At 61.9% G+C, this 25725-nt stretch carries 30 protein-coding genes; 12 read left to right on the top strand and 18 right to left on the bottom strand.

The window, feature by feature from the left end; genetic code table 11:
• Positions 1-150 precede the first annotated feature (150 nt).
• Positions 151-357: a hypothetical protein gene (locus tag EJA05_RS23950; RefSeq protein WP_125465519.1), complete on the top strand. Its 207-nt coding sequence runs from the start codon at positions 151-153 to the stop codon at positions 355-357.
• Between the two features lie 307 nt (positions 358-664).
• Here the strand turns inward: EJA05_RS23950 and EJA05_RS23960 are convergent, their stop codons facing one another.
• Positions 665-1249, bottom strand: a complete 585-nt coding sequence (locus tag EJA05_RS23960; RefSeq protein WP_110994791.1) for a YajG family lipoprotein — start codon at positions 1247-1249, stop codon at positions 665-667.
• Positions 1250-1466: 217 nt separating this feature from the next.
• Here EJA05_RS23960 and EJA05_RS23965 point away from each other — a divergent pair, with 217 nt between their 5' ends.
• The gene (locus EJA05_RS23965; RefSeq protein ID WP_125465520.1) at positions 1467-1700 is read left to right on the top strand and encodes a hypothetical protein; all 234 of its coding nucleotides are present in this window, start codon (positions 1467-1469) and stop codon (positions 1698-1700) included.
• A gap of 606 nt (positions 1701-2306) precedes the next feature.
• A complete protein-coding gene (gene mqo, locus EJA05_RS23970) occupies positions 2307-3812 on the top strand; it encodes a malate dehydrogenase (quinone) (RefSeq protein WP_110994789.1) in 1506 nt (501 codons plus the stop codon).
• Between the two features lie 163 nt (positions 3813-3975).
• Here the strand turns inward: mqo and EJA05_RS23975 are convergent, their stop codons facing one another.
• The 4 genes from EJA05_RS23975 to EJA05_RS23990 all read right to left on the bottom strand — a co-directional run bounded on the left by EJA05_RS23975 (position 3976) and on the right by EJA05_RS23990 (position 5922).
• A complete protein-coding gene (locus EJA05_RS23975; protein ID WP_110994788.1) occupies positions 3976-4266 on the bottom strand; it encodes a PA4642 family protein in 291 nt (96 codons plus the stop codon).
• 70 nt (positions 4267-4336) lie between these two features.
• Positions 4337-4807 carry a hypothetical protein gene (locus EJA05_RS23980; RefSeq protein ID WP_125465521.1) on the bottom strand — a complete coding sequence of 157 codons (471 nt, stop codon included), beginning with the start codon at positions 4805-4807 and terminating at the stop codon, positions 4337-4339.
• Positions 4808-4888: 81 nt separating this feature from the next.
• Positions 4889-5362, bottom strand: a complete 474-nt coding sequence (locus EJA05_RS23985; RefSeq protein WP_125860339.1) for a WbuC family cupin fold metalloprotein — start codon at positions 5360-5362, stop codon at positions 4889-4891.
• Positions 5363-5364: 2 nt separating this feature from the next.
• Positions 5365-5922, bottom strand: coding sequence for a hypoxanthine-guanine phosphoribosyltransferase (locus tag EJA05_RS23990; RefSeq protein ID WP_125465523.1), 558 nt, complete (start codon positions 5920-5922; stop codon positions 5365-5367).
• 162 nt (positions 5923-6084) lie between these two features.
• On the opposite strand from EJA05_RS23990, the gene upp reads away from it, so the two are divergent.
• On the top strand, positions 6085-6723 hold the full coding sequence (gene upp, locus EJA05_RS23995; RefSeq protein ID WP_110994785.1) for a uracil phosphoribosyltransferase: 639 nt from the start codon (positions 6085-6087) through the stop codon (positions 6721-6723).
• Positions 6724-6725: 2 nt separating this feature from the next.
• Positions 6726-8000 carry a uracil-xanthine permease family protein gene (locus EJA05_RS24000; protein WP_110994784.1) on the top strand — a complete coding sequence of 425 codons (1275 nt, stop codon included), beginning with the start codon at positions 6726-6728 and terminating at the stop codon, positions 7998-8000.
• Between the two features lie 114 nt (positions 8001-8114).
• Here the strand turns inward: EJA05_RS24000 and hemH are convergent, their stop codons facing one another.
• Both hemH and EJA05_RS24010 read right to left on the bottom strand, forming a co-directional pair.
• The gene (hemH, locus tag EJA05_RS24005) at positions 8115-9128 is read right to left on the bottom strand and encodes a ferrochelatase (protein WP_125860341.1); all 1014 of its coding nucleotides are present in this window, start codon (positions 9126-9128) and stop codon (positions 8115-8117) included.
• A gap of 13 nt (positions 9129-9141) precedes the next feature.
• Positions 9142-10047 (bottom strand): TIGR01777 family oxidoreductase, encoded by a 906-nt coding sequence (locus tag EJA05_RS24010; RefSeq protein WP_125860343.1) that lies wholly within the window; start codon positions 10045-10047, stop codon positions 9142-9144.
• Between the two features lie 187 nt (positions 10048-10234).
• On the opposite strand from EJA05_RS24010, the gene EJA05_RS24015 reads away from it, so the two are divergent.
• From EJA05_RS24015 to EJA05_RS24035, 5 genes are all read left to right on the top strand, one after another.
• Positions 10235-11221: an NAD(P)/FAD-dependent oxidoreductase gene (locus EJA05_RS24015; protein ID WP_125465526.1), complete on the top strand. Its 987-nt coding sequence runs from the start codon at positions 10235-10237 to the stop codon at positions 11219-11221.
• A 107-nt stretch (positions 11222-11328) separates the two neighbouring features.
• Positions 11329-12297: a YbgA family protein gene (locus EJA05_RS24020; protein ID WP_125860345.1), complete on the top strand. Its 969-nt coding sequence runs from the start codon at positions 11329-11331 to the stop codon at positions 12295-12297.
• Positions 12287-13165: a MerR family transcriptional regulator gene (locus EJA05_RS24025; RefSeq protein WP_125860347.1), complete on the top strand. Its 879-nt coding sequence runs from the start codon at positions 12287-12289 to the stop codon at positions 13163-13165. The genes EJA05_RS24020 and EJA05_RS24025 overlap by 11 nt, the downstream gene beginning before the upstream one ends.
• A 4-nt stretch (positions 13166-13169) precedes the next feature.
• The gene (gene phrB / locus EJA05_RS24030; RefSeq protein WP_125860349.1) at positions 13170-14612 is read left to right on the top strand and encodes a deoxyribodipyrimidine photo-lyase; all 1443 of its coding nucleotides are present in this window, start codon (positions 13170-13172) and stop codon (positions 14610-14612) included.
• Positions 14609-15295, top strand: a complete 687-nt coding sequence (locus EJA05_RS24035) for an SDR family NAD(P)-dependent oxidoreductase (protein WP_125860351.1) — start codon at positions 14609-14611, stop codon at positions 15293-15295. The genes phrB and EJA05_RS24035 overlap by 4 nt, the downstream gene beginning before the upstream one ends.
• 176 nt (positions 15296-15471) lie before the next feature.
• Here EJA05_RS24035 and EJA05_RS24040 read toward each other — a convergent pair whose 3' ends face one another.
• The 6 genes from EJA05_RS24040 to hemA form a co-directional block, all read right to left on the bottom strand.
• Complete coding sequence (locus EJA05_RS24040; protein WP_125861416.1) at positions 15472-15990, bottom strand: acyloxyacyl hydrolase; 519 nt, start codon at positions 15988-15990, stop codon at positions 15472-15474.
• Positions 15991-16104: 114 nt separating this feature from the next.
• Positions 16105-16902, bottom strand: coding sequence for a glutamate racemase (gene murI / locus EJA05_RS24045; RefSeq protein ID WP_125465531.1), 798 nt, complete (start codon positions 16900-16902; stop codon positions 16105-16107).
• Positions 16895-17650: a molybdopterin-synthase adenylyltransferase MoeB gene (locus tag EJA05_RS24050; protein ID WP_125860352.1), complete on the bottom strand. Its 756-nt coding sequence runs from the start codon at positions 17648-17650 to the stop codon at positions 16895-16897. Before EJA05_RS24050 ends, murI begins: the two co-directional genes overlap by 8 nt.
• On the bottom strand, positions 17644-18474 hold the full coding sequence (gene prmC / locus EJA05_RS24055) for a peptide chain release factor N(5)-glutamine methyltransferase (protein ID WP_125860354.1): 831 nt from the start codon (positions 18472-18474) through the stop codon (positions 17644-17646). Before prmC ends, EJA05_RS24050 begins: the two co-directional genes overlap by 7 nt.
• Positions 18474-19556 carry a peptide chain release factor 1 gene (gene prfA, locus EJA05_RS24060; protein WP_125860356.1) on the bottom strand — a complete coding sequence of 361 codons (1083 nt, stop codon included), beginning with the start codon at positions 19554-19556 and terminating at the stop codon, positions 18474-18476. Before prfA ends, prmC begins: the two co-directional genes overlap by 1 nt.
• The gene (gene hemA / locus EJA05_RS24065; protein WP_110994771.1) at positions 19553-20830 is read right to left on the bottom strand and encodes a glutamyl-tRNA reductase; all 1278 of its coding nucleotides are present in this window, start codon (positions 20828-20830) and stop codon (positions 19553-19555) included. Before hemA ends, prfA begins: the two co-directional genes overlap by 4 nt.
• Before the next feature lie 481 nt (positions 20831-21311).
• On the opposite strand from hemA, the gene EJA05_RS24070 reads away from it, so the two are divergent.
• Complete coding sequence (locus tag EJA05_RS24070; RefSeq protein WP_125860358.1) at positions 21312-21560, top strand: hypothetical protein; 249 nt, start codon at positions 21312-21314, stop codon at positions 21558-21560.
• A gap of 181 nt (positions 21561-21741) precedes the next feature.
• Complete coding sequence (locus EJA05_RS24075) at positions 21742-22011, top strand: DUF3077 domain-containing protein (RefSeq protein ID WP_125465535.1); 270 nt, start codon at positions 21742-21744, stop codon at positions 22009-22011.
• Positions 22012-22224: 213 nt separating this feature from the next.
• On the opposite strand, the gene EJA05_RS24080 is transcribed toward EJA05_RS24075, so the two are convergent.
• From EJA05_RS24080 to EJA05_RS24100, 5 genes are all read right to left on the bottom strand, one after another.
• On the bottom strand, positions 22225-22590 hold the full coding sequence (locus EJA05_RS24080) for a hypothetical protein (protein WP_125860360.1): 366 nt from the start codon (positions 22588-22590) through the stop codon (positions 22225-22227).
• A gap of 182 nt (positions 22591-22772) precedes the next feature.
• Positions 22773-23387, bottom strand: a complete 615-nt coding sequence (locus EJA05_RS24085) for an Imm43 family immunity protein (protein WP_125860362.1) — start codon at positions 23385-23387, stop codon at positions 22773-22775.
• Between the two features lie 537 nt (positions 23388-23924).
• On the bottom strand, positions 23925-24263 hold the full coding sequence (locus EJA05_RS24090; RefSeq protein ID WP_125860364.1) for an immunity protein Imm33 domain-containing protein: 339 nt from the start codon (positions 24261-24263) through the stop codon (positions 23925-23927).
• Between the two features lie 409 nt (positions 24264-24672).
• A complete protein-coding gene (locus EJA05_RS24095) occupies positions 24673-25155 on the bottom strand; it encodes a DUF4265 domain-containing protein (protein ID WP_223811872.1) in 483 nt (160 codons plus the stop codon).
• A gap of 83 nt (positions 25156-25238) precedes the next feature.
• A complete protein-coding gene (locus tag EJA05_RS24100; RefSeq protein WP_125860368.1) occupies positions 25239-25673 on the bottom strand; it encodes an NTF2 fold immunity protein in 435 nt (144 codons plus the stop codon).
• Between the last annotated feature and the right edge of the window lie 52 nt (positions 25674-25725).

Genomic DNA, 25725 nt, shown 5'->3' on the forward strand with positions numbered 1-25725 from the left:
CTCGGTATCACGACGGCAAAGCCCGGCATTCTACCCAAGCCGGCCTGCCCCTCCCGCTTTTTGCGACAAAGTGTCAGTTAATTTCATCTGTCACACGCTCGTCATCAGGACAGGCCACCCTGTCGGCCTTCCACCGTACCGGAGCTTGTCATGCTGCACGCCGAAAACCAGGACCGCCTGTACCTCGTTGCCCAGAGCGATGAGCAACAAGCGCTGATCGACAGCTTCTCGATCAATGTCCAGGACCGCCAGTGGCTGGTGTATTGCGCCTTGGGCGGACACAGCCATGACGACCTGCCCGAGGTCGACATGCAGACCGGCATCAGCTTGCTGGACTTCCACGTCCTGGCGGCCTGAGACACCTTCAACGGCTTCTTCGCAGGCTGAATGCATCGTTTGAAACCAGCAAACATCCTGTGGGAGCGGCTTTAGCCGCGAAGCAAGCGACGCGGTGCATGGCACCGGCTTCGCCGGTGTTCGCGGGGCAAGCCCGCTCCCACAGGGATCGCGCTAGCTTTAGCAGTTGAGCAAGACAGTTGCTCCTATCAGGGGCGGCGCTCTACTCAGGATATGCATGGCCCTGTGGGCACCGGCGAAGCCTGCGCACAAAAAAAGCCCGCTGCCTGGCACCCAGGCAGCGGGCTTTTGCATTACACCGAAGCGCTTACTCGCCCAGCACCTGCCCGATGGTCGGGTCCTTGAACAGGCGGGTCAGGGCATCGCTGAGCACATCGCTCACCAGCTTGGTGTTGGTTTCCTGGTTCGGCGCCATGCCGAAGCGCTGGTCGAGCGAAGCACCGTAGCGGCCGCTGTAGCGGCGGTTGGCGTTAGACACGTCGGCGCGGAAAGTGGCACCGATGGTGGCCTCGGTCACGTACATCTTGTCCTTGGGCGACTGGTACTTCAGTTCGGCCAGGGTCACGGTCAGCTGCGGCACGTTGCCAGCGTTGGGCGTCGGGGTGAAGCCGAGCAGGCGTACCGCTGCTTCGGCCTGGGCCTGCAGCTTGGGCACGACATCATTGCCACTGACGCTGATGGTGCTGGTTTCGGGGTACATGCCCCCACGGGTGCCCAGCGATTGCGAGGCCCGACCGTCAACCACCCTGACCACCACCGGCTGGCCATGGCCGACCGGCGCAAGTTGCTGAGTGAGCTTGGGTTGCGGGCTGAGTTGTTGCGGGCTGTGGGCACACCCGGCCAGGCTCAGGCTGGCCACCGCGAACAAACCGACCAACAGACGTTGCAACATGCGCATTTCTCCAGAAAAAGCGGCAAAGGCCCACAGTATACCTAGGGGCAAGCTCTAAGCGGCAAGCCTCAAGCTGCAAGAGGAGGCAGAGCGCGTGACGGCACACGGCTTTCTTGCTGCTTGCAGCTTTCGGCTTGCAGCTCGCCCCGCTTGTCACAATGGTTTCATGCCCCCGCCGTTATGCTAGCGCCAGCCCGACCTGACAGGACAAACCGCCATGGCCTCGCTCTGGACCCTGCTTTTCAAACGTCAGCGCCACTTCACCTACGCTCACCTCGACAGCAATGGCATCTGCCTGGGCTTCAAGCAGACCCGCCAGCCGCCAACGGCCGCCGGCTGGGTCCTGGTCAGCGAGGCGCACCTCGGCTGGCTGGGCCAACCGCTACCCGCCAGCGCCCGAATTTGCAGCCACGCAACCAGCCGTTGGCAGCGTCGCCCCCTCGCAGCCTGACAAACGCTGCAATAAAAACCCATAAAGACCGACCTTTCTGCCTGCGACCTCGCTATAATCTGCCCCCGATTATAAGGACGTCTCCTGATCGGGCCCCGCATTCGCCGACTGACCCCGGCACCTTCTACGCTTCGCCCACAGAGAGCCTTCCACTCAGGTCTTGCATTGGCTGTCGTGCCTGCTGTTTCCGGCCTTCTGCTGCGCATGAACCTGCGGGTTGCCATCGTGCAGTCCACTTTTGAGGTTCACGTCTCCAAAAGAGCGTGAAAAAACGGTTTTTCACAACTTCACGAGAGTGTGGCGAGCAATGAACAGTCTGGCATGTGTAAAAGCAGCAGATCTTTCACAAACAGCCCTGCGCAGACGGCACAAGCGCTCATCCTGGATGGGAGCCTGAGGCCGGCCCGTAACGCATGACGGATCACTTGACCATAAGTCGAATTGCCGCACCCGTGGCATACGGCGTTCAATACCTGAACACCCAAGACTGATTGGCAGTGTCCGCTGAAGTTGCAAGAACTGCGAAGAGTCGGACATGGCGATCCTGGCAAACCCAGGGATCCTGTGCTGTCAATTAGGTAGCTGTAGATTGTGGAGACGCGTTAAATGGCGCAGAACGAATCGGTTGATGTGGTACTGGTAGGCGCGGGCATCATGAGTGCCACCCTGGCCGTACTGCTCAAGGAGCTCGACCCGACCCTGAAGCTTGAGGTCGTAGAGGCGATGGACTCCGGAGCCGCGGAGAGTTCCAACCCCTGGAACAACGCCGGTACCGGCCATGCCGGCCTGTGTGAGCTGAATTACACCCCGCAGGCCGCCGATGGCAGCATCGACATCAAGAAAGCCGTGCACATCAACACCCAGTTCGAGGTTTCGCGCCAGTTCTGGGCCTACCTGAGCAAGAAGGGCAACTTCGGCTCGCCGCGTGCTTTCATCAACCCGGTTCCGCACCTGAGCTACGTCGAGGGTGACAAGGGTATCGACTTCCTCAAGAAGCGTTTCGAGCTGCTCAAGCAGCACCACGCCTTCTCGGAGATGGAATACACCGAAGACAAGGCCGTGATGAACGACTGGATGCCGCTGATGATGCCGGGCCGCCCGGCTGACCAGCGCATCGCCGCGACCCGCGTGGCCAAAGGCACCGACGTCAACTTCGGCGCCCTGACCAACAAGCTGCTCAAGCTGCTGGGCAACAGCCCGGACACCCAGGTCAAGTACAGCAAGAAGGTCGTCGGCCTGCGCCGTAACGGCAGCGGCTGGACCGTGAGCATCAAGGACGTCAACAGCGGCGGCAGCCGTGAAGTCGACGCCCGCTTCGTCTTCCTCGGCGCCGGTGGTGCCGCACTGCCCCTGCTGCAGGCCTCCGGCATCCCGGAAAGCAAAGGCTTCGGCGGCTTCCCGGTCAGCGGCCAGTGGCTGCGTTGCGACAACCCGGAAATCGTCAAGCAGCACCAGGCCAAGGTCTACAGCCAGGCCGCGGTTGGCGCCCCGCCCATGTCGGTTCCGCACCTGGATACCCGCGTGGTCGATGGCAACACCTCGCTGCTGTTCGGCCCGTACGCCGGCTTCACCACCAAGTTCCTCAAGCACGGCTCGTTGATGGACCTGCCGCTGTCGGTGCGCATGGGCAACATCGGCCCGATGCTGGCCGTGGCCCGCGACAACATGGACCTGACCAAGTACCTGGTCAGCGAAGTGATGCAGTCGATGGAGCAACGCCTGGAAGCCCTGCGTCGCTTCTACCCCGAGGCGAAAGCCGAGGACTGGCGCCTGGAAGTGGCCGGCCAGCGTGTGCAGATCATCAAGAAAGACCCGAAAAAAGGCGGCGTGCTGCAATTCGGCACCGAGCTGGTTTCGGCCGCGGACGGCAGCCTGGCTGCACTGCTCGGCGCATCGCCGGGCGCTTCGGTGACCGTGTCGATCATGCTTGAGCTGATCGAGCGCTGCTTCCCCGAGCAGGCGAAGGGTGCCTGGGCTGCCAAGCTCAAGGAAATCTTCCCGGCCCGCGAGAAGGTCCTGGCGACCGACGCTGCGCTGTACCACAAGATCAGCGCCGACAACGATGTGGCGCTGGACCTGGCGCAGGACAGTCCGGCCAAGCACTACGCCTGAACCGGCTGAAACGAAAAAAACGCCCCTCGGGGCGTTTTTTTGTGCCTGGATATCTATCAGCCTGTGCCGGCCCTATCGCGGGGCAAGCCCGCTCCCACAATGCCTGGAGTCGGCGGCGTGGGAGCGGGCTTGCCCCGCGAAGAGGCCAGTACAGGCCAATCAATCAGCCGCGGGCGTTGTCGATGATCTCGATGTACTCAGGGGCGTTGCGCTGGTCGGCAATCACCTCGACGAACGTCTTGCCGTGCTCGTCCTTGCCATCCAGGTCGTAACCGGCCTCGAGGAAGAAACCGACATAACGCTCGAAATCGTCGATACGCAGGCCGCGGTAGCCTTTGATCAGCTTGTGGTGCGACGGCGAGGTGAGGCCATCGGCCGGCTCGAACTGCAGGAAGCTCTTGATGTACTCGTCGCTGATTTCGTCACCAATCACCTGTTTCTTGTCTTTACGCATCAAGGACTCCCACTGGACTGTCTAGGACATTTTCGAAGGCCGGCAGTGTACCCCTCGAATTGATCGTGCCTCAACGCGTACGTACGGTTCCGGTGTGCAGATCGGCCCAGACATGGCCGTTGCCGTAAGTGAGGAACTGCACGTAAAGGGTCTCGTTGCGCAGCAGGTCCATGATCACCCGGTAGTCGGCCATCGGGTAATTGAGGGTCAGGGTGCGGCGCTTGTCGTCATAAGCCGGCTTTTTCAGGCTCTTGCCGCCCTCGCCGTCGAAGTTGATCAGCACCTCGCCGATGGTCGAGCCCTTGCTCAAGGGCTTGCCCTTCAGGCGCATCTGCAACGAGGAGGTGATTGGGATGGGTTGCTGGTCGGACTGGCGCTGGGTGCCCACCACCACCGAATAGTCGGTGACCTGCAGCAGCTGCTGGCTGGTCGGTGCTTCCTGGCGCAGGGCGAGGTCGTCGGGGGGCAGGAACTGGCTGTGCAGCGGGGCAGCAGATAGCGGCAGGCTCACCGCCAACAGGAGAGGGACGAACGCACGCATGTGAGGCTCCTTGGCTTGAAGGGGCACTCTAGCATGGTCTGTTCGGCCGTAGCGGCCTGCTCAGCGAGGCCGCCTGGCCGCTCAGTCGAACTGCGCGCGCATCCAGGCCTGGTACTCGGCCACACCGGCCTCGCCTTCACGCGGCGCCCAGTGGGCAAGCTCGCCCTCGCCCACCGGGCGATAAGGGCCGGCCTTGCACTCGAACAGCATGCTGTCGGCTTGCAGCACCACCAACCCGTGATAGGTCCCCGGCGCCAGATCGACACCCAGGCAGTCGCCGCCCGCCTCCATCACACGTTTGTCGGTGACGGTACCCTGCTCATCGAAGATCAACAGGCCGATCCGCCCTTTGAGCACGATCAACGCCTCGGCCTTGTCCACGCTCAGGTGCCGGTGCGGCGGAATGTAGGTATCCGGTTGCAGGCCCACGGCCATGCGGTGGCAAGGCTCTTCCATGTCATGGAAGTTGTGGTGCTGGCGGCCACGCGGGTTGGCCGCTGACTGCGCTGCCAGCCCGGTGAACAACGCCTGATCGATAAACGCGGGCTGGCGCATGATTACAAGCCCTTGACGGCGAAGATGCCGTTGGCGTTGCGCCAGTAGCCCTTGTAGTCCATGCCATAGCCGAAGATGTAGCGATCGACGCACGGCAGGCCGACGTAGTTGGCTTTCAGGTCCGGGCTGGCCTTGCGGTCGTGATCCTTGTCGATCAGCACGGCGGTGTGCACCGAGCGGGCACCGGCATGCTTGCAGAACTCGATGATGGCGCTGAGGGTGTGGCCCTCGTCGAGGATGTCGTCGACGATCAATACGTCACGGTCAATGAACGACACCTCGGGCTTGGCCTTCCAGAACAGTTCACCGCCGCTGGTCTGGTTGCGGTAGCGGGTGGCGTGCAGGTACGACGCCTCCAACGGGAACTGCAGGTGGGTGAGCAGCTTGCCGGCGAAGATCAGGCCACCGTTCATCACGCAGAAAACCACCGGGTTCTTGTCATGCAGGTCCTTGCAGATCTGTTTGCCGACCTCGGCGATGGCGGCCTCGACCTCGGCTTCGTTGTACAGGCAATCAGCCTCGTGCATCACTTGACGGATATGCTCGAGATCGGCGGACATGGCGCTCTCCAGGGGGTGCGTTTTGGAAAAGCGGGCAAAGGTACGCATCCGCTCGTCCCAGATCAAGCCTTTATGGACTAACGTGCACAATGACCGCACGACAGTCAGGACTGAATAGATTAATCTAGCGCGGTTTTTTTGCCCGCCTTCCGGAGCCCCCCTATGCCTACTCGTGAGATCCGCCATCCGCTGATCCGCCATAAGCTCGGCCTTATGCGCCGCGCCGATATCAGCACCAAGAATTTTCGCGAACTCGCCCAGGAAGTCGGCGCGCTGTTGACCTATGAAGCCACCCAGGACCTGCCACTCGAGACCTACGAGATCGACGGCTGGTGCGGCAAGGTGCAGGTCGAGAAAATCGCCGGCAAGAAGATCACCGTGGTGCCTATCCTGCGTGCCGGCATCGGCATGCTCGACGGCGTGCTCAGCCTGATCCCCGGCGCCAAGGTCAGTGCGGTGGGCGTTGCCCGCAACGAGGAAACCCTCGAAGCGCACACCTACCTTGAAAAGCTCGCACCGGACATCAACCAGCGCCTGGCCCTGATCATCGACCCGATGCTGGCCACCGGCGGCTCGATGGTCGCCACCATCGACCTGCTGAAGAAAGCCGGCTGCAAAGAGATCCGCGCCATGGTGCTGGTCGCGGCACCTGAAGGTATCGAAGTGGTGGAGAAAGCCCACCCGGATGTGAAGATCTACACCGCCTCGATCGACCAGCGCCTGAACGAACATGGCTACATCGTCCCCGGCCTGGGCGATGCCGGTGACAAGATCTTCGGCACCAAGCAGAAGGACGCCTGATCATGCAGGACGGCTTCAACGACCCGCTCTGGCGCCAGGTCGTCTCGGGCGCGCAGATGCTCTTCGTGGCATTCGGCGCGCTGGTGCTGATGCCGCTGATCACCGGCCTCGATCCTAACGTCGCGCTGTTTACCGCCGGCATCGGCACCTTGCTGTTCCAGCTGGTGACCGGTCGCCAGGTCCCGGTGTTCCTGGCATCGAGCTTTGCCTTCATCACCCCGATCATCCTCGCCAAGGGCCAGTTCGGCCTGGCCGAGACCATGGGCGGCGTGATGGCCGCAGGCTTCGTCTACACCTTCATGGGCCTGATGGTGAAGGTCAAAGGCACCGGCTTCATCGACCGCATGCTGCCGCCCGTGGTCATCGGCCCGGTGATCATCTCCATTGGCCTGGCCATGGCGCCGATTGCCGCCAACATGGCCATGGGCAAGGGCGGTGACGGCGCTGCGCTGATGCCGTACAAGACCGCGATGATGATCTCCATGCCGGCGCTGCTGACCACGCTGATCGTGGCGGTGTTCGGCAAAGGCATCTTCCGCCTGGTACCGATCATCTCCGGCGTGCTGGTGGGCTTTGCCCTGTCGTTCGCCTTTGGCGTGGTCGACACCGCCAAGATCGCCGCGGCCCCTTGGCTGGAACTGCCGAACTTTACCGCCCCGGCCTTCAACTGGCAGGCCATCCTGTTCATCGTTCCGGTCGCCCTGGCACCGGCCATCGAGCACATTGGCGGGGTAATCGCCGTCGGTAGCGTGACCGGCCGTGACTACCTGAAGAAGCCTGGCCTGCACCGCACCCTGCTGGGCGACGGCCTGGCGACCACCGCCGCCGGCCTGTTCGGTGGCCCGCCCAACACCACCTACGCCGAAGTGACCGGCGCGGTGATGCTGACCAAGAACTACAACCCGAAGATCATGACCTGGGCGGCGCTGTTCGCCATCACCCTGGCCTTCATCGGCAAGTTCGGCGCACTGCTGCAGAGCATCCCGGTACCGGTGATGGGGGGCATTCTGTGCCTGCTGTTCGGCTCGATCGCGGCGGTGGGCATGAACACCATGATCCGCCACAAGATCGACTTGGCCGAAGCACGCAACCTGGTGATCGTGTCGGTGACCCTGGTGTTCGGCATCGGCGGCGTACTGATCGGCAGCGGCGACGGCCCGGACGACTGGGGCCTGAAAGGTATCGCCCTTTGCGCCATTGTGGCCATTGCCCTGAACCTGATCCTGCCGGGCAACGATGGCTGGAAACACAAGAAGCTGGATGATCAGTTGCCTTGATTCGGCGCTAGCCTGATCTGGCCTCTTCGCGGGTAAACCCGCTCCCACAGGTTCGCTGAAAAACCTGTGGGAGCGGGTTTACCCGCGAAGAGGCCAGCCCAGGCAACCCAGGCCTCAGGCCTTCTCGCACATCCCCGCCAACACCTTCACCCACTCCGGGTGATCATTCAGGCACGGCACCAGCACCAGTTCCTTGCCTCCCGCCTCGATGAACTGCTCCTTGCCCCGATCGCCGATCTCTTCCAGCGTCTCGATGCAGTCAGCGACGAATGCCGGGCACATCACCAACAGCTTCTGCACCCCCGCCTTGCCCAGCTCATCCAGGCGCGTTTCGGTGTAGGGCTCGATCCACTTGGCGCGCCCCAGGCGCGACTGGAACGACACCGACCACTTGCCATCCGGGATACCCATCTTCTGCGCGAAAGCCTTGGCGGTGGCCAGGCACTGGCCGCGATAGCACACCGCGCGCATCTCGGCGCTGGCGCCAGCACAGCAATCGGCGGCCTGGAAATCGTGCTTGCCGGTAGGGTCGAGCTTCTTCAGATGGCGCTCGGGCAGGCCATGGAAGCTCAGCAGCAGGTGATCGTAACCCTGCTCCAGGTGCGGCCGGGCGCTGGCGACCAGCGCGTCGATGTAGTCGGGGTGGTCGTAGAACGGCTGCAGGATACGGGTCTGCAACGGCAGCTTGCGCTCGGCGATGGTCTGCTTGGCCAGCTCCACCACGGTGGTCACAGTGCTGTCGGCGAACTGTGGATAAAGCGGCGCCAGGGTCACCTTACGCACGCCCTGGGCAGCCAGGCGCTCAAGCACCTCGGGCAGCGCCGGCTGGCCATAGCGCATGGCGATCTCGACCGGGCCATGGGGCCAGTGGGCGGTCATCGCCTGTTGCAAGCGGCGGGTCAGCACCACCAGCGGCGAACCTTCGTCCCACCAGATCGAGGCGTAGGCATGGGCCGACTGCTCGGGGCGCTTGATCAGGATCAGCGACACCAGCAGGCGTCGCACCGGCCAGGGCAGGTCGATCACGTACGGGTCCATGAGGAACTGGTTGAGGTAACGGCGCACGTCGGCCACCGAGGTGGAGGCCGGCGAGCCCAGGTTGACCAGCAGCAGAGCGTGATCGGTCATGCAGCGTCCTATGTCAGAGGCGGCTGGACAGGTTGCCCAGCGCCGATTGCAGATCGTTGAAGCGGAACGTGAAGCCTGCCGCCAGCAGGCGCACCGGGCGGGCACGCTGGCCGCCAAGCAGCAGTGTGGATAACTCACCCAGCCCGGCCTTGAGCAGCAACGCCGGCATCGGCAGCAACGCCGGGCGATGCAGGGCACGCCCCAGTTGCCTGGCGAACTCGCGATTGCGCACCGGCTCCGGGGCGCAGGCATTATAGGGACCGCTGGCCTCCTTGTGCTGCAACAGAAAATCAATCAGGGCGACCTGATCGTCTATATGCACCCACGGCATCCACTGCCGGCCATCGCCCAGCGGCCCGCCCAGCCCCAGCTTGAACGGCAGGCGCAGGCGCGACAAAAAGCCGCCGTCGCTGGCCAGCACCAACCCCGTTCGCACCAGCACTACGCGGATGCCGAGGGCCTGGGCGCGCAAGGCGGTCTCCTCCCAGGCGATGCACAACTGGCTGGCAAAATCTTCCTTGACCGGCGCGGACGCCTCGGTCAGCTCGCGCTCGCCACCGTCGCCATACCACCCAACGGCAGAGCCGGATATCAGCACCTCGGGGCGTTGCTCGCGGCCCTCGAGCCAGGCCAGCAACTGCTCGGTGAGGGTGATCCGGCTGGCCCAGAGCAGGCTGCGTCGCCCGGCTGTCCAGGGCCGATCGGCGATCGGCGCGCCGGCCAGGTTGATCACCGCGTCCACGGCATCATCCGCGGCAATGTCCTCCAGCCGAGCGACACCGCGCACGTCGCTGCCGCAGCGTTTGGGCACCTGCGCGGGGGTACGGCTCCACACGGTCAGGCGGTGACCCTGCCCTCGCCACAGCTGGCAAAGGTGCTGGCCGATGAGGCCGGTACCGCCGGTCAGCAATATATGCATGACTGTGTCCTCAGAGTTGGCGGCCGTGGTCTATTTTTAAGATCAAGGCACTTTTTTGACCGAACGCTCTCGGATAAACATAGGCCAAGCTGCCCTATCGAGCGGAATAACCTTATACAAACATTGCGTATTGTACAGGTTTGCCTGGCAGCGTAGGCTGCGAACAGCGAGGTTCGAAGAGGCCATCATGACAGTACCTATTGCCATCATCGGTGCCGGCATCGCCGGTTTGTCCGCCGCCCAGGCCTTGCAGAAAGCCGGGCACACCGTCCATCTGTTCGACAAAGGCCACGGCAGCGGCGGGCGCATGGCCAGCAAACGCAGCGAGGCGGGTGCGCTTGACCTCGGTGCCCAATACTTCACCGCCCGCGACCGGCGTTTCGTCGAGCAGGTGCAACACTGGGTCGCCAGCGGCTGGGCCGAACAGTGGAAGCCACAGCTGTACAACTACCGCGATGGCGAACTCACCCCCTCCCCCGACGAACAGACCCGCTGGGTCGGCGTACCGCGCATGAGCGCCATTACCCGCGGCTTGCTCAAGGATGTCACGGTCAACTTCGGCTGCCGCATCGCCGAGGTGTTCCGCGGCAAGCACTACTGGCACCTGCAGGACACCGAAGGCTGCAGCCACGGCCCGTTCAGCCGGGTAGTCATCGCCGTGCCGGCGCCGCAGGCAACGCAACTGCTGACCGCCACCCCAAAGCTTGCCGCGGTCGCCGCAGGCGTGCAGATGGAGCCGACCTGGGCGATCGCCCTGGGCTTCGAAACCCCGCTCGATACCCCCATGCAAGGCTGCTTCGTACAAGACAACCCGCTCGACTGGCTTGCGCGCAACCGCAGCAAGCCCGGGCGCGAAGCGCACCTCGACACCTGGGTGCTGCACGCCACCTCCAGCTGGAGCAAGCAGCACATCGACCTGCCCAAGGAAGACGTGATCGAACAGCTGTGGGGCGAATTCGCCGAGCTGGTCGGTTGCGTGGTGCCTGCGCCGACGTTCGCCCTCGCCCACCGCTGGCTGTATGCCCGGCCAGCCGTGAACCATGAATGGGGCGCCCTGGCCGATGCCGACCTGGGCCTGTATGCCTGTGGCGACTGGTGCCTGTCCGGGCGCGTCGAAGGCGCCTGGCTCAGTGGCCAGGAGGCGGCTCGGCGGCTGCTGGAACACCTGGAATAACCGGACAGAAAATCTATACAAGAAATAATTCTTGTATAAGTTTTCAAATGTGCTGGAATTGCCTTGTACAAACCCTGCTGCCTGTACAAGTACTTCCGGAGCACACCATGAACCTTCCCTCCCCGAGCGCTAAGCCACGCCTGGCCATCAGCGCCTGCCTCACCGGCCTCAACGTGCGCTACAACGCCGGGCACAAGCACTCCGACCTGTGCCATGAGCTGCTCGATGAGCACTTCGAATGGGTGACCGTGTGCCCGGAAGTCGCCATCGGCCTGGGCGTGCCTCGCGAGCCGATCCGCCTGGTCGGCGACCCGGAGCACCCTGCCGTCACCGGCACCCGCGACAGCAGCACCGATTTTTCCGGCCCGCTGCGTGCCTACGGCCAACAGATGGCCAGCGAACTCGACGATATCTGCGGCTACATCTTCATGCAGAAATCGCCCTCCTGCGGGCTCGAGCGGGTCAAGGTGTACCAGGAGAACGGCTACCCGGCCAGCCAGGGCGGGCGTGGCGCCTACGCCGCCGCCTTCTGCGCCAACCGCCCGGACCTGCCGGTGGAAGAAGAAGGCCGCCTGCACGACCCGGTGCTGCGCGAGAACTTCATCAGCCGCGTGTATGCCTACGCCGACTGGCAGCAGGTGCTGCAGGGCGGCCTCAGCCGTGGCGCGCTGATCCGTTTCCACGCCCGCTACAAGTACCTGTTGATGGCCCATAACCCGCAGGCGTATCGAAGCCTGGGCAAGCTGCTCGGCAGCATGACCCGCGACCACGACCCCGAGCAGTTCGGCCGCGCTTATTTCAGCCAGCTGATGCAGGCCCTGCGCCGCTGCGCCAGCCGCGGCACCCATGGCAACGTGCTGCAGCACCTGAGCGGTTACCTGCGCAACGACCTCGACCAGGCCGACAAGGCCGAGCTGCAGCAGATCATCGGCCAGTACCAGCAAGGCGTGGTGCCGCTGGTGGTGCCCTTGACCCTGCTCAAACACCACCTGCGTTGCCACCCCGACCCCTATCTTTTGCAGCAGGCCTACCTGCAACCCCACCCTGAACGCCTCGGGCTGCGCAATGCCATCTGAAGCCCTGCTGCCGATTGGCGAAGTCGCCCGGCTGACCGGCGTCAACCCGGTCACCCTGCGCGCCTGGGAGCGCCGTTACGGGTTGATCAAGCCGCAACGCACAGCCAAGGGCCACCGCCTTTATCCACAGGACCAGGTGCAACGCGTGCAGGCAGTGCTGCGCTGGCTCGAACGCGGCGCGGCGGTAAGCCAGGTGCGCGCACTGCTGGACAACGCGGCGGATGCCAGCACCCCGGTCGAGGGCGAATGGGGTGAGCGCATCGAGCAACTGATCCAGGCTATCGCCCAGCTGGCGCAACGCCCACTCGACCAACTGCTGAATCAGGCCATGGCCCTGTATCCGGCCGTCACGGTGTGCGAACGCCTGTTGCTGCCGCTGCTCGACGCGCTTGCCCTGCGCTGGCAAACACACTTCGACGCGGGCCTGGAGCAGGCGTTCTTCAACACCTGGCTGCGCAGCAAGCTGGGCGCCCGGGTGTACCACGACAGCCATTCCCTGGCGGGGGCTTGCGTACTGCTGGCACGCACCGACGACACCCCCTTCGATGCCGAATTCTGGCTCTGCGCCTGGCTGCTCAGCAGCAGTGGCCAGCCGCTGGAGATCCTCGAATGGCCCGTGGAGCCCCGCCAATTGCGCCAAGCCGTCGAGCTGCTGCAGCCACGCGCGCTGCTGCTCTACCTCGGCCGGCGCCCGGACCTCGCCGCCCTCGGCCGCACCCTGCAGGAGGTAAACGGCGCAAAACTGCTGGGCGGCCGCAGCATCAGCCTGCACCAGGCTGAACTGCACGCCCTCTGCCTGCCCGGCCTGCAGCTGTTCGACAGCCCACAGGCCGCCTTGCACCGCCTTCAACACTCAACAGGCCGCTAAACCCATGCAATTGATCTGGCTGCGCAGCGACCTGCGCATCGACGACAACACCGCCCTCTCGGCCGCCTGCCAGCGCGGCCCTGCCGTGGCCCTGTGGATCGCCAGCCCCGGGCAGTGGCAAAGCCACGACGACGCCGCCTGCAAGGTCGACTTCTGGCTGCGCAACCTGCTCCAGCTGCGCCAGTCGCTGCAAGCCCTGAACATCCCGCTGCTGATCCGCCATACCGACAGCTGGGCCGAGGTGCCTGAAGCGGTACTCGAGGTGTGCCGCCAGCACAACATCGAGGCCGTGCACTGGAACGACGAGTACGGCGTCAACGAAGCCCGACGCGACCAGGCCACCGCACGGCTGCTGGAACAGGCCGGGATCGGTGCCCATGGCCATCTCGACCAGTTGCTGTTCAAGCCCGGCAGCGTGCTCACCCGCAGCGGCCAATACTTCCAGGTGTTCAGCCAGTTCAAACGGGGCTGCCTGGAGCACCTGCACCGCAGCCTGCCCGCCCGCGCCCCGCGTGTTCAGCGCCAAGGCGCCCTGGACATCGCCAGCGACCCCATCCCTGCGCACATCGAAGGCTTCGACAGCACACCCGCGGCCCTGCGCGAGCACTGGCCGGCCGGCGAGGACGAGGCGCACCAGCGCCTGGCGCGCTTCCTCGACGAATGTGTCGAAGACTACCCACAACAGCGCGACCTGCCCGCCGTGGCCGGCACCAGCCAACTTTCACCCTACCTGGCCGCGGGGGTGATCTCGCCGCGTCAGTGCCTGCATGCCGCCCTGGCCAGCAACCAGGGTGAGTTCGACAGCGGCAATGCCGGCGTGCAGACCTGGGTCAACGAACTGCTGTGGCGGGAGTTCTACAAACACATCCTGGTGGGTTATCCACAGGTGTCCCGGCACCGCGCCTTCCGTGCCCACACCGAGGCCCTGCCCTGGCGCAACGCACCTGAAGACCTGCAAGCCTGGAAAGAAGGCCGCACCGGTTTCCCGATCATCGATGCCGCCATGCGCCAGCTGCTGCACACCGGCTGGATGCACAACCGCCTGCGCATGATCGTGGCCATGTTCCTCAGCAAGAACCTGCTGATCGACTGGCGCGAGGGGGAACGCCATTTCATGCGCCACTTGATCGACGGTGACCTGGCCGCCAACAACGGCGGCTGGCAGTGGAGTGCCTCGACGGGCACGGACGCGGTGCCCTACTTCCGCATCTTCAACCCGGTCACCCAATCACAACGCTTCGATTCCAAAGGCGTTTTCATACGCCACTGGTTGCCTGAGTTGCGGCAGAGGGATGATAAATACATTCATTCCCCGGTGAAATCTGCCGACCTATTTGCTACAAATTACTACACCAGTCCGATCGTCGATCTCGAAAGCAGTCGCCAGCGTGCATTGGACGCCTTCAAGGGTTTGTCCACCTGGCAGGATCAGAGGGAAACCATTTGAGTACTACTCGCAGTTTCTGGGTAACGGGGGCTACCAACGGACTTGGTCTGGCCCTGGTGGAACGATTGCTCGACCTGGGGCAACGGGTCGCCGCAAGCAGCAGGGACTGCGAGCAACTCCAAACTTTGAGCGAACAGGTGCTTTGCCTTCCTGGCCAGTTACAGGAGGTAGGCCAGGCCGATACCGCCAGCCAGCAGCTGCAGGCGCGGTGGGGTGCGCTCGACACCTTGATCATCAACGCCGGCAGCTGCGACTACCTGGCCGACGACGTGGCGAGCACCGACCTGTTCGAGATGATCGTCGCCAGCAACCTGCGTGCTGCCGAGCACTGCCTGGCGGCGGCGCTGCCCTTGCTGGCCAAGGGTGACAAACCGCAGGTGATGGTGATTTTGAGCCGCTATTCGGCGTCGCAGCTGTACGAGCCGAACCAACCCCCCAGCGGCCTCAACAGCCTGCCAAGGTGGCTGCGCAACCAACGCGCAACCCTGAAGACGTTGGGCGTGGACCTGACGGTCGTCGCGCCGCAGTCGTTGAAAACCCCGGTCACACTGGCCCAGGCCATCCCGGAGCTCTGGACCGCACAGACCGCCGCCAACGAATTGCTGGCACGCCTGGACCAGCGCCAACCTGAACTGGTGCTTGAGGCGCTGAGCCTGAACAGCCTCTGGCCGTTGCCAAGCTGAACAGCTTCACCAATGAGCCATATCAAGCTATTCCTGGCTCGAGAATGCTGGGGCCGCTGCGCAGCCCTTTCGCGACACAAGGCCGCTCCTACAGGAGATCGCGTTCCCCTGTAGGAGCGGCCTTGTGCCGCGAAAGGGGCGCGCAGCGGCCCCAACGTTGAAAGCAGGGCTCAGTTCTACAACGGCATGCGGTAATGCAGAGCGTAACTCTCCACCCCGTCGTTGGGCTGCTTGAACCCGGCATTGGAATAGTGGGTGGCGCGAATCCCCAGCTCATGCCCGCCCGCGAAGCGCAGGCCAAAGCCGATACGGTCCTCGAACTGGAATGACGAGCCCAACCGATTGTCTTCAAGTTCGGTGCTGGAGAATGCCGCTACACCAATCCCCGCCTCGATGTAGGGCTTGATCGACTCGCCCGCGAACTCATAGACGAACACCGGCGCGAACGACAGGCTGTGGTTGCTGGCGGTCTTGTCACCCTGCCAATAGCTGTAGGCGCCATCCCAGTAGCCCGTCAGGCGCCCGACCCCGGTTTGCCACCAGCTGGCGTCCCAGTTCGACTGCAAGCCCAGCCGATAGACCCAGGTCGAGTCCCCCGTCTGCCCCACCGAAAACGAAATGTCAGCAGCCTGCACAGCCACTGCCTGCCCCAGAGAAACGGCGGCAACGGCCGCCAAGACGCCCAGTTTGCGCATGCGCACCCCCTACTTCCTGATGGTGTTTGCTGTGTTTGCCCGCCATGCAGGCAGAGCGGTAGAAATCGACGGCGAAACGATAGTTCCAACGGCGATTGACGCCCTTCACACTTTTTATAAAGGGAAGCTTTGCACGCAGTCAGACTTATGCCACAGCAACGGCAGGATTTTTTTCAGGGTGGCCGGGTCGGCGCTGCTCCAGAACCGGGTGGGCTGCGCCGGCCCCTCGGCCAGCAAGCCGCGCACCGCCAGCAGGCGCTGCAGCTGGCGTGCCACGGCGGCACCGGTGTCGATGATCGCCACGTCTGCCGGGACCATCTGCGCCAGCAGCGGGCGCAGGAAGGGGTAGTGGGTGCAACCCAGGATCAAGGTATCGCAGCCCGCCTCGAGCAACGGCTGCACGTAGCCCGCCAGCAATTGGCGCAGCACCGGGCTGGCCAGGTCGCCGGCCTCGATGCACTCCACCAACCCCGGGCAAGGCCGGGTGATCACCTGCACGTCGCTGGCGAAACGGTCGAGCAAGGCAGCGAACTTGGCGCTTTGCAGCGTGCCGGTGGTGGCCAGCACGCCGACCACGCCAGAGCGGGTTGCCGCCGCCGCCGGCTTGACCGCCGGCTCCATGCCCACCAGCGGCCAGTCGGGGTACAGCTCGCGCAGGTCGGCGACCGCCGCCACGGTGGCGGTATTGCAGGCCAGGACCATCGCCTTGGCGCCCTGCTCGCGGAAGAACCCGGCGATATGACGCAGGCGCTGGCGAATGTAGTCGGGGGACTTTTCGCCATAGGGGACGTGGCCGCTGTCGGCCACATACAGCAGCGATTCATTGGGCAACAGGCGCTGGATTTCGGCGAGCACCGACAAACCGCCGACCCCCGAATCCATCACGCCGACCGGCGCCAGCCCTTCAGCCATGGCGAGTAGCGCACACGGCGCAGGCCGGGTCGCGCTTGACCCGCAGTTCGCGCATGCGGGTGCCCAGCGCATCGATCAACAGCAGGCGCCCCACCAGCGGCTCACCGAAGCCCGCCAGCAATTTCAGGGCTTCCAGTGCTTGCAGGCTGCCGACCAGCCCAACCAGCGGGCCCAGCACGCCGGCTTCGCTGCAGGTCAGCTCGGCCTCGCTGCCATGGCCGTACAGGCAGTGGTAGCAGGGGCTGTTGTCGCGCCGCGTATCGAACACCGACAGCTGGCCTTCGAGGCGGATCGCCGCGCCGCTGACCAACGGCTTGCCGGCCGCGACACAGGCGGCATTGACGGCCTCCCGGGTGCCGAAGTTGTCGGAGCAGTCCAGCACCACGTCCACCGCCGCCACTGCGGCGGCCAGCGAATCTTCGTCCAGCGCCTGGCGATGGGCGACCAGGGTGATTTCCGGGTTGATCGCCTGCAGGCGCTTGATCGCCGAATCCACCTTGCTCATGCCGACACTGTCGCTGTCGTGGATGACCTGGCGCTGCAGGTTGGTGAGGTCGACGGTGTCGAAATCGGCCAGGTGCAATTGGCCGACGCCGGCGGCGGCCAGGTACAGCGCCACCGGCGAGCCCAGGCCGCCAAGGCCGATCACCAGCGCCTTGCCGTGCTTCAAGCGCAGCTGGCCGTCGATGTCCACTTGCGACAGCAAAATCTGCCGGCTGTAACGCAACAGTTCCAGGTCGCTCAGCATGGCAGGCGCCCCAGGCTGATGCGCTCGTGGCCACCCAGGTCGACACGGCTGGCGACCTCGATGAAGCCGCTGGCCGCCAGCAGTTCGCGCACCGCCGGGGCCTGGTCGTAGCCATGTTCGAGCAGCAGCCAGCCGCCGGGCAGCAGGTGCTGCGGCGCCTGGGCGACGATCACCCGCAGGTCGTCCAGGCCATCTTCGCCTGCCACCAGGGCACTGCTGGGCTCGAAACGCACATCGCCGGCCACCAGGTGCGGGTCGGCGGCGCGAATGTAGGGGGGGTTGCTGAGGATCAGGTCGAAGCGCTCACCGGCCAGGGCATCGAACCAATGGCTAGCGCGAATCTGCGCATTGCCCAGGCCCAGGCGCTGACGGTTGCGCTCGGCCAGCGCCACGGCTTCGTCGACACGGTCCACCGCCGTCACCTGCCAGGCCGGGCACTCGCTGGCCAAGGCCAGGGCGATGGCGCCGGTGCCGGTGCCCAGGTCCAGCACCCGGGCAGGCGTGGCCGGGACCAGCTCAAGGGCGGCCTCCACCAGCAGCTCGGTGTCCGGGCGTGGGATCAGGGTGTGCGGCGCCACTTCCAGGTCGAGCTTCCAGAAGCCTTGCTGGCCCAGGATGTAGGCCACCGGCTCACCCGCGCGACGGCGCTCGATGAAGCCGGCGAACGCCTCGGCGGCCTCGCTGCTGACGATGCGCTCGGGCCAGGTGTGCAGGTAGCTGCGCGACTTGCCCAGGGCCGCGGCCAAAAGCAGCTCGGCGTCCAGGCGCTCGGTGGGCGACTCCGGCAACTGCGCGTTGCGCAGCAGGCTGGCAATGATGGTCATCAATCCCCCAGGGCGGCCAGCTGATCGGCCTGATACTCGGCCAGCAGCGGCTCGATCACCGCATCCACACCGCCGGCGAGGATATCGTCGAGGGAATAGAGGGTGAGGTTGATGCGGTGGTCGGTCACCCGGCCCTGTGGATAATTGTAGGTACGGATACGCTCGGACCGGTCGCCCGAACCGACCAGCAGCTTGCGCTCGCTGGCAATGGCGTTCTGCGCGGCGCTGGTCTGCATGTCGTTGAGCTTGGCCGACAGCCAGGACATCGCCCGCGCACGGTTCTTGTGCTGCGAACGCTCTTCCTGGCATTCGACCACGATACCGGTCGGCAAGTGGGTGATACGGATCGCCGAGTCGGTCTTGTTGACGTGCTGGCCGCCGGCGCCAGAGGCGCGGTAGGTGTCCACGCGCAGGTCGGCCGGGTTGATCTCGATCGCCACCTGCTCGTCGGGCTCGGGCAGCACGGCCACGGTGCAGGCCGAGGTGTGGATGCGGCCTTGCGACTCGGTCTCGGGCACACGCTGCACGCGGTGGGCGCCGGACTCGAACTTCAGCTTGCCGTACACACTGTCGCCTTCGACCCGGGCGATGATCTCTTTGTAGCCGCCGTGCTCGCCTTCGTTCTCGGAGAGAATCTCCAGGCGCCAGCCGCGTTTCTCGGCATAGCGCGAGTACATGCGGAACAGGTCGCCGGAGAAGATCGCCGCCTCGTCACCGCCGGTGCCGGCGCGAATTTCCAGGAACACGTTGCGCCCGTCGTTGGGGTCCTTGGGCAGCAGCATGCGCTGCAGGTTCGACTCAAGGCCCACCAGCTGCTCCTTGGCCTCGCGCACTTCCTCGACGGCCATTTCGCGCAGGTCGGGGTCGGCGTCCTTGAGCAGCGCCTGGGCGCCTTCGAGGTCATCCTGGACCTTGCGCCACTCTTGATAGGCGGCGATCACCGGCTCGACTTCGGCGTATTCGCGGGAATAGGCACGGAAGCGGGTCTGGTCGGAAATGACTTCGGCATCACCCAGCAGCGCGGTGAGTTCCTCGAAGCGGTCCTGGAGCGTGTCCAGTTTGTTCAGCAGCGACGCTTTCATTGCGGGGTTTTGTCCGTCGAGCCCTCATGGAGGGCGAAGAGTTCCTGGGCCATGGCCAGTGCATCGAGGCGGCCTTCGGCAGAGAGCTTTTTCAGTTGCACGCTGGGCGCATGCAGGAGTTTGTTGGTCAGCCCCCGGGCCAGTTGCGCCAGTACCTCTTCGGGGTTGCCGCCGTTGGCCAGCAGGCGCTGGGCCTTTTGCAGCTCTTCGTCGCGCAGGCGCTCGCTTTGTTGGCGATAGGCCTTGAGCACATCCACCGCGGCCAGCTCGCGCAGGCGCACCATGAAATCGTCGGCACCGGCCGACACCAGCTCTTCGGCGGCCTGGGCCGCGCCCTGGCGGCTTTTGAGGTTTTCGGCGACCACATCGTGCAGGTCGTCGACGGTGTAGAGGTAGACGTCATCCAGGTCGCCGACCTGCGGCTCGATGTCACGCGGCACCGCGATGTCGACCATGAAGATCGGCTTGTGCCGGCGCTGCTTCAGCGCGCTTTCCACCGCCCCCTTGCCCAGGATCGGCAACTGGCTGGCGGTGGAGCTGATGACGATGTCGCTGTTGGCCAGCTCCTGCGGGATATCCGCCAGCAGCACGGCGTGGGCGCCGAACTGTTCGGCCAGCATGCTGGCGCGTTCGAGGGTGCGGTTGGCCACGACGATGCGGCGCACGCCCTGCTCGTGCAGGTGGCGGGCGACCAGGGTGATGGTTTCGCCAGCACCGATCAGCAGCGCCTGGCTGCGCCCCAGGTCGGAGAAGATCTGCTTGGCCAGGCTGACCGCGGCAAAGGCAACCGACACCGGGTTCTCGCCGATGGCAGTGTCGGTGCGCACCTGCTTGGCGGCGCTGAAGGTGGCCTGGAACAGGCGCCCGAGCAGCGGGCCGACGGTACCGGCCTCGCGGGCCACGGCGTAAGCCGACTTCATCTGGCCGAGGATCTGCGGTTCGCCCAGCACCAGCGAGTCGAGGCCCGAAGCCACCCGCATCATGTGCCGCACCGCGTCGTGCTCTTCGTGCACATAGGCGCTGGCGCGCAGTTCATCGAGGCTCAGCTGGTGATAGTCGGCCAGCCATTGCAGCACCGCATCGGCGCCGAGCTGGTCCTGCTCTATATAGAGTTCGCTGCGGTTGCAGGTGGACAGGATCGCCGCCTCGCGGCTGGCGGTCAGTCGGCAGAGCTGCTGCAGGGCATCCACCAGCTGCTCTGGGGTAAACGCCACGCGCTCGCGTACGTCTACCGAGGCAGTCTTATGGTTGATACCAAGTGCAAGAAAGGCCATGCAAGGTCGCTGGTTGGGACGTGAAGCCGATAATTGTCCTACTTCGCAGGTTTTAGAACAACCACCGTTCGCTATTGTGGCGATAGGCAGGCGGTGGCGAGGGTGGGTATCGGCAGGGTCGAAGGCGAAGGCTCCCACGCTCAGGCGACTTTTTGCGGGGTGGTGGGCGGTAAATGTGAATGGGAGGAATCAGATTAAGCACCTTTCCTGTAGTCCATTTCCCAAACATACTGCCAGGTCCTTTCAAGCCATTGCGGTGGTCTGGGTTGGCCTCTAGTCTCGGGCGGTCGCTGCGAAAACAGTGACCGGCTTTGACAGGCCGTCCTAGGTTTATTCCCATGGCTTGCCTTTATGGCGGCTGTACGTGGGGCACTTCGTGTGCGCCGGGTCTTGGGATACCTACCGGTCTGTCAACCCATGTACAGCTGCCACCTTCTTGTTTGACAGCAGGCGTGTTGCGGCCCTTCCCAGGTACCCCAAAATGCTAAAGATCGTCCCAGATCCACCCCACAATCATCATTCCCTTGAAGACACCCTGATCCAGGCCACGGAGTACGCCCTGTGCGCGCAGGCTGTGGCGCATCAGGCCATTTCGATCCAGCAGCCCAAGTCGCCCGCGTCGATTCTGATCATGGCGTTGATGCATGAGATCGAGGCGCTGCGGGTGCTGCTTGAGTCGGCACTGATTCAGGTGCAAATGCCAGAGATGGAGCGCCGGGCGTTCCACTAGGCCGTTGGTCATGTGTCGCCTGGGCTGACGCTATCGCGGGGCAAGTCGCATCGGCGCACCGCCGCTCCCACGCAACCCTCCGCCCGCAGCGTTATGCCTGCGTGGGAGCGGCGGTGCGCCGATGCGACTTGACCCGCGATAGGGCCCGCCCAGGCACCGATCATTTCAGGGAGAGTGAGCAATGAACACAGACGACACCACGCCCCGCACCACTGCGGGCAAGACCAAGTTCTACCAAGGCGAAGGCATGACCGCCCCGCTGTTCTGCATCGAACCCGGCATCCCCTGCCAGGATGCCCGTGACCAGGCATCGGAGCTAATGGGCTGCGTGCGTGACCTGACCATCACCGGGATCATGGAAGAGAAGCCCCAACTGCTTTGGGCGTCGTACTACCTGAGCGCGCTGGCCAAGGCGTTGATGGATGATGCTGAGTTGGGGATGAAGCACTGAGTGGTGCTGTGCCAGGGAGTCGGCGTGCTGGCTCCTTGGCAATTGCGTTGAGTGCTGCGCACGCCATGTATGCCTAGGCTCGCCTCTGATCACCTAATTACAGTTACCCCTAGCAGTGAATCGCCCCTGGTGTCTACGTAACTATGGGCGATTCAAATCTCTAAACTTCAACCCACCTACATTAAAGAGAAACAACGCCAAGCATCCCTGAAGTCAAGAGCCTATGTACTTGTACTTTAACTCACACTTATCACCATCAATTGAAAACTCGGCATGCAAAATAGCCTCCCCTACTTTTCCGTCAATGAGCAATGCGCATTCCACACCCAACCCGCCATCATTCACAGGGTAAAAATCGATCAAACTCCGCCCTCCAAGCTGGAGATGCCCAGCATCTGCCAAGCTCGCAATTGACAGCTTTACTCCTAGATCATAATAGTCGCCAATCGATTCATATATTTCATCAATCACAGAGGGACTTATAGAAAACTCTCGTTGCAACACGGAGGAGTCCCTGTTCGAGATACCTTCTACGAAACGCTCTAACTTACTGAACGCCAACTTCTCTACAGACTTCATATTTTTCTTTGCCTTATACGCTTTAAATGGCCTACATATGTGTAATCAAGCGCTCAGCGGTCTTGGGCAGATCCTTTTGGTGCTTGGCCTTGCTGCCGCACGGTTCGGTGGTGAGCAGCGCGACCTGCAGTGCGCCGTGTCGGTAGGTTGCCAGAACAATTACGCTGACAAGGGATGCCTGGCTAAATTCTCTTGACCTGAGACCAAACAATGGAATCCATAGGTTGAATTGTAATGCCGTGCAGGTCTTTCGCAGAGTCAGCAAAACGTTCAGAACATATCAAAGTACCGCTTCCTGCATGAAGCCCTTTGAAACGAAAAAGGTCTAGACCAACCTCCCTATCCATCACAAGTTTCTTGATCCTAAAAATCAAACCATCCTCCTCGAGGAAAGCAGACTCGGGGGCTGCATAGCCCCGAACATCAAGACCACCGAGATAAGCCGCGCTGTATTTCTTTTCTGATACTCTTTCCCCATCCTTGGCAAAAACTTCAATAGAAGCGAAGTCTTCGATACAGGTGGTAAATTCACTACAGATGCGCAGAAACTCATCACTCACCACATAGAATCCTGCCACTCCCCTAATATCAAATGAATAGCTTTTATCCTTTGATATCAGCACCATACCTGCCGGAAACGGCGCATGCTCTTTAGATTCCCTACGTTCGGCGTACCAAGGAAAAAAGCCATACTCCACACCTTCACTATTCTCATAGTATTTATCATACAGAGCCGCATTCAAGAAACCTAACGGAGCCCCCGGTGCTTCCGCTTGCGAAATAACAAAATATTTCATCCTGCCACCATCTGATTTATCTAACACACCGCTGTCTTTTACCCGAGACCGACAAGCTTGTCCTTAATCTCTTCTGGATAGTGGCCACCTCTGAGCCAGCCTGCGCCTCATCTATCACTCCAGCTTCGTATCTATCTTGAACTTTCGCAACCATGTTATCGATCATAGGCTAATACACCTTCGCATGAGAGCCGCAATGATAAAACATCTTACCCATACTCTTTGCTTTATCTGCACTATCGGGCATTAACAATCCATTCTCTTTGGCATCGCGCTGCAGCTGTAATCGACCTCGAGCTTATCGTCGTTGTAGCCCGTTAGCCGATCAAACAAGTATCAGGTGAAGTGGGCATGTGATCCGTAGTGCAGACGGTGGATCAGATGAGTTTGGACAAAGCCATACAGGTAGCTCAAGACTTCAGCGAGACCTGCATGACCTCGAGAACACTAGCACCCCGCAGAGTAAGATCGAGTCAATTTCACTGCAAAACGACGCGTTCAAGGCCATCTGAAAGCTCCACAAACTTGCGCCGCAAATTAGTCAAACCACACATCTTCATAGCCATTTCTGTCGATGATGAAATTAGCGCCCTCTGGAAGATATAAGTATTTAACAACCTCCGGCAAGTCCTCTATTAGATGATGAGCATGAAGCGCTTGGTAAAAGTCATCCGCCTCCGAATGATGTCCGCAATAGAAGAACCAACTCACTCCACCGTCTTTCGCACCTCGAATACGTGTACCGTAGATCGGAGACTCACTTAGAGTATTAAACGCTACAGCCACTCGCTCTTCAGGTGCGTGCGGTGGAACACCGTACCGCTTACACGTTTCCTCTTGTTCATGACTAGGATTGCCCCTGAGTTTATTCTCCATTATTTAACTGCTCATTTTTTCTTCATCGCTTTAGAAAATACAGAAGCCTGCCCACCTTGCTGCCTTGAGCACATTTGACAGCGTGACTGAACTGCCGAAAGATAAGTTTGTACAGCAGCATCATTAGTTGCCGTCTAATAGTATTCTACTGGTTCCACCCGTTATCGGCCTTGGGCCTGCCCCGGAAGTGCGCTTTCGAGTGATTTTGCAGACGGAGCCCTAGGACGCCGTAGCTGTAATCGATCTTGAGTTTGTCGTCCCTTTAGCTAACCAACCGGCCGTAATGCGCAGGCTCTTGGTGACATAGCGAGTACAGATGAACAAAGCAGTTGTCCTACGTTTTTTTCGCACAAGAAACTCTGAACAGCCGTCAAACTAGTCGCACCCGCCACCCCGCAAAGCAATAAGCCTAACTATCTAGCCACCAGTCCAACAACGTATCATCATCAAGATCATTGAAATTCTTATATATATTCGAATAGTACCATTCAATACCCGCCTCTTCCTTGAGTTTATTAAAGACCTCTCTAATTCTATCCCGCCCACTTCTCGCAGGAACACTAAACGCCAAATTCCCTCGGTATACGCCATCAAGCGTACCACCCAACGAGCTATTCACTTCAGCTTCCAGCATTGAAATCGTGTCCGCATCAATATGCTCCGCATACAAATTAATGCAGAAATTACCCCCTCTTCTTATCACCACCGCAGGGGAGCCTGGATCCTCAATATTAATCAGATCCCCCTTTGCAAGGTTAAGGGCGAGCCCTGGAGATGACAAGAGCTCATAGACATGCTCGCCTTTTTGAAGAGCAGGAAGCTCTTCATATACTGGGCCTTTTCTTTTCGAAACAAACACTTTAATAACACAAAAATCTTCTTTATCTTCCACGAAGTACCTCATAGCCTCCTAATTCGACATAACCCCCTGCCTCACGCGCCTCCAGGCCATTCTGGATTACCCGCACAACCAAATCATATCGCTCTCATTTTCTCCCACTTATCAGAACTTTCACGCCAAGCGTAAATGGCATCAACCCTTGAATCTTCACCATCAAAGACCATAGAATAACGACGGCGCGAAACTATACTTTTCTCGTTATATGTTTCAATATATACCTTCTTCCCAACCTGGGCTTCCGTCCCCTCAACTATCAACTGCGCATATTCTGGAGGACGGGCTGTGCCCATAGTGCTCAAACGTGCTTGTGCAGTCGTCGCCAGGGCGGAGGAGCTTAAATGCTTCTCGAATATTCCCAGCAATTTTTCTCTATTGTCTTGTACCAAGCACAATCGACCTTCTTGATCGTCAGGCATTTCTCTCTGGTGGGCACGCCTTTTAGACCCAAACGAAGTCTCCCACTCAAGCATGTCCTCAATAAAGCACCGCAAACGTTCAACTGATTCCATTTACCCCCCTAGCCACAGTCACAGTCACAGTCACAGTCACAAAAACAAAAAC

It is taken from the genome of Pseudomonas oryziphila, from assembly GCF_003940825.1.
GTDB classification, from domain to species: Bacteria; Pseudomonadota; Gammaproteobacteria; order Pseudomonadales; family Pseudomonadaceae; genus Aquipseudomonas; species Aquipseudomonas sichuanensis.

Coding starts and splice junctions, on each gene's coding strand:
- EJA05_RS23950 (WP_125465519.1), top strand. CDS start 151: ATGCTGCACGCCGAAAACCAGGACCGCCTGTACCTCGTTGCCCAGAGC.
- EJA05_RS23960 (WP_110994791.1), bottom strand. CDS start 1,249: ATGTTGCAACGTCTGTTGGTCGGTTTGTTCGCGGTGGCCAGCCTGAGC.
- EJA05_RS23965 (WP_125465520.1), top strand. CDS start 1,467: ATGGCCTCGCTCTGGACCCTGCTTTTCAAACGTCAGCGCCACTTCACC.
- mqo (WP_110994789.1), top strand. CDS start 2,307: ATGGCGCAGAACGAATCGGTTGATGTGGTACTGGTAGGCGCGGGCATC.
- EJA05_RS23975 (WP_110994788.1), bottom strand. CDS start 4,266: ATGCGTAAAGACAAGAAACAGGTGATTGGTGACGAAATCAGCGACGAG.
- EJA05_RS23980 (WP_125465521.1), bottom strand. CDS start 4,807: ATGCGTGCGTTCGTCCCTCTCCTGTTGGCGGTGAGCCTGCCGCTATCT.
- EJA05_RS23985 (WP_125860339.1), bottom strand. CDS start 5,362: ATGCGCCAGCCCGCGTTTATCGATCAGGCGTTGTTCACCGGGCTGGCA.
- EJA05_RS23990 (WP_125465523.1), bottom strand. CDS start 5,922: ATGTCCGCCGATCTCGAGCATATCCGTCAAGTGATGCACGAGGCTGAT.
- upp (WP_110994785.1), top strand. CDS start 6,085: ATGCCTACTCGTGAGATCCGCCATCCGCTGATCCGCCATAAGCTCGGC.
- EJA05_RS24000 (WP_110994784.1), top strand. CDS start 6,726: ATGCAGGACGGCTTCAACGACCCGCTCTGGCGCCAGGTCGTCTCGGGC.
- hemH (WP_125860341.1), bottom strand. CDS start 9,128: ATGACCGATCACGCTCTGCTGCTGGTCAACCTGGGCTCGCCGGCCTCC.
- EJA05_RS24010 (WP_125860343.1), bottom strand. CDS start 10,047: ATGCATATATTGCTGACCGGCGGTACCGGCCTCATCGGCCAGCACCTT.
- EJA05_RS24015 (WP_125465526.1), top strand. CDS start 10,235: ATGACAGTACCTATTGCCATCATCGGTGCCGGCATCGCCGGTTTGTCC.
- EJA05_RS24020 (WP_125860345.1), top strand. CDS start 11,329: ATGAACCTTCCCTCCCCGAGCGCTAAGCCACGCCTGGCCATCAGCGCC.
- EJA05_RS24025 (WP_125860347.1), top strand. CDS start 12,287: ATGCCATCTGAAGCCCTGCTGCCGATTGGCGAAGTCGCCCGGCTGACC.
- phrB (WP_125860349.1), top strand. CDS start 13,170: ATGCAATTGATCTGGCTGCGCAGCGACCTGCGCATCGACGACAACACC.
- EJA05_RS24040 (WP_125861416.1), bottom strand. CDS start 15,990: ATGCGCAAACTGGGCGTCTTGGCGGCCGTTGCCGCCGTTTCTCTGGGG.
- murI (WP_125465531.1), bottom strand. CDS start 16,902: ATGGCTGAAGGGCTGGCGCCGGTCGGCGTGATGGATTCGGGGGTCGGC.
- EJA05_RS24050 (WP_125860352.1), bottom strand. CDS start 17,650: ATGCTGAGCGACCTGGAACTGTTGCGTTACAGCCGGCAGATTTTGCTG.
- prmC (WP_125860354.1), bottom strand. CDS start 18,474: ATGACCATCATTGCCAGCCTGCTGCGCAACGCGCAGTTGCCGGAGTCG.
- prfA (WP_125860356.1), bottom strand. CDS start 19,556: ATGAAAGCGTCGCTGCTGAACAAACTGGACACGCTCCAGGACCGCTTC.
- hemA (WP_110994771.1), bottom strand. CDS start 20,830: ATGGCCTTTCTTGCACTTGGTATCAACCATAAGACTGCCTCGGTAGAC.
- EJA05_RS24070 (WP_125860358.1), top strand. CDS start 21,312: ATGCTAAAGATCGTCCCAGATCCACCCCACAATCATCATTCCCTTGAA.
- EJA05_RS24075 (WP_125465535.1), top strand. CDS start 21,742: ATGAACACAGACGACACCACGCCCCGCACCACTGCGGGCAAGACCAAG.
- EJA05_RS24080 (WP_125860360.1), bottom strand. CDS start 22,590: ATGAAGTCTGTAGAGAAGTTGGCGTTCAGTAAGTTAGAGCGTTTCGTA.
- EJA05_RS24085 (WP_125860362.1), bottom strand. CDS start 23,387: ATGAAATATTTTGTTATTTCGCAAGCGGAAGCACCGGGGGCTCCGTTA.
- EJA05_RS24090 (WP_125860364.1), bottom strand. CDS start 24,263: ATGGAGAATAAACTCAGGGGCAATCCTAGTCATGAACAAGAGGAAACG.
- EJA05_RS24100 (WP_125860368.1), bottom strand. CDS start 25,673: ATGGAATCAGTTGAACGTTTGCGGTGCTTTATTGAGGACATGCTTGAG.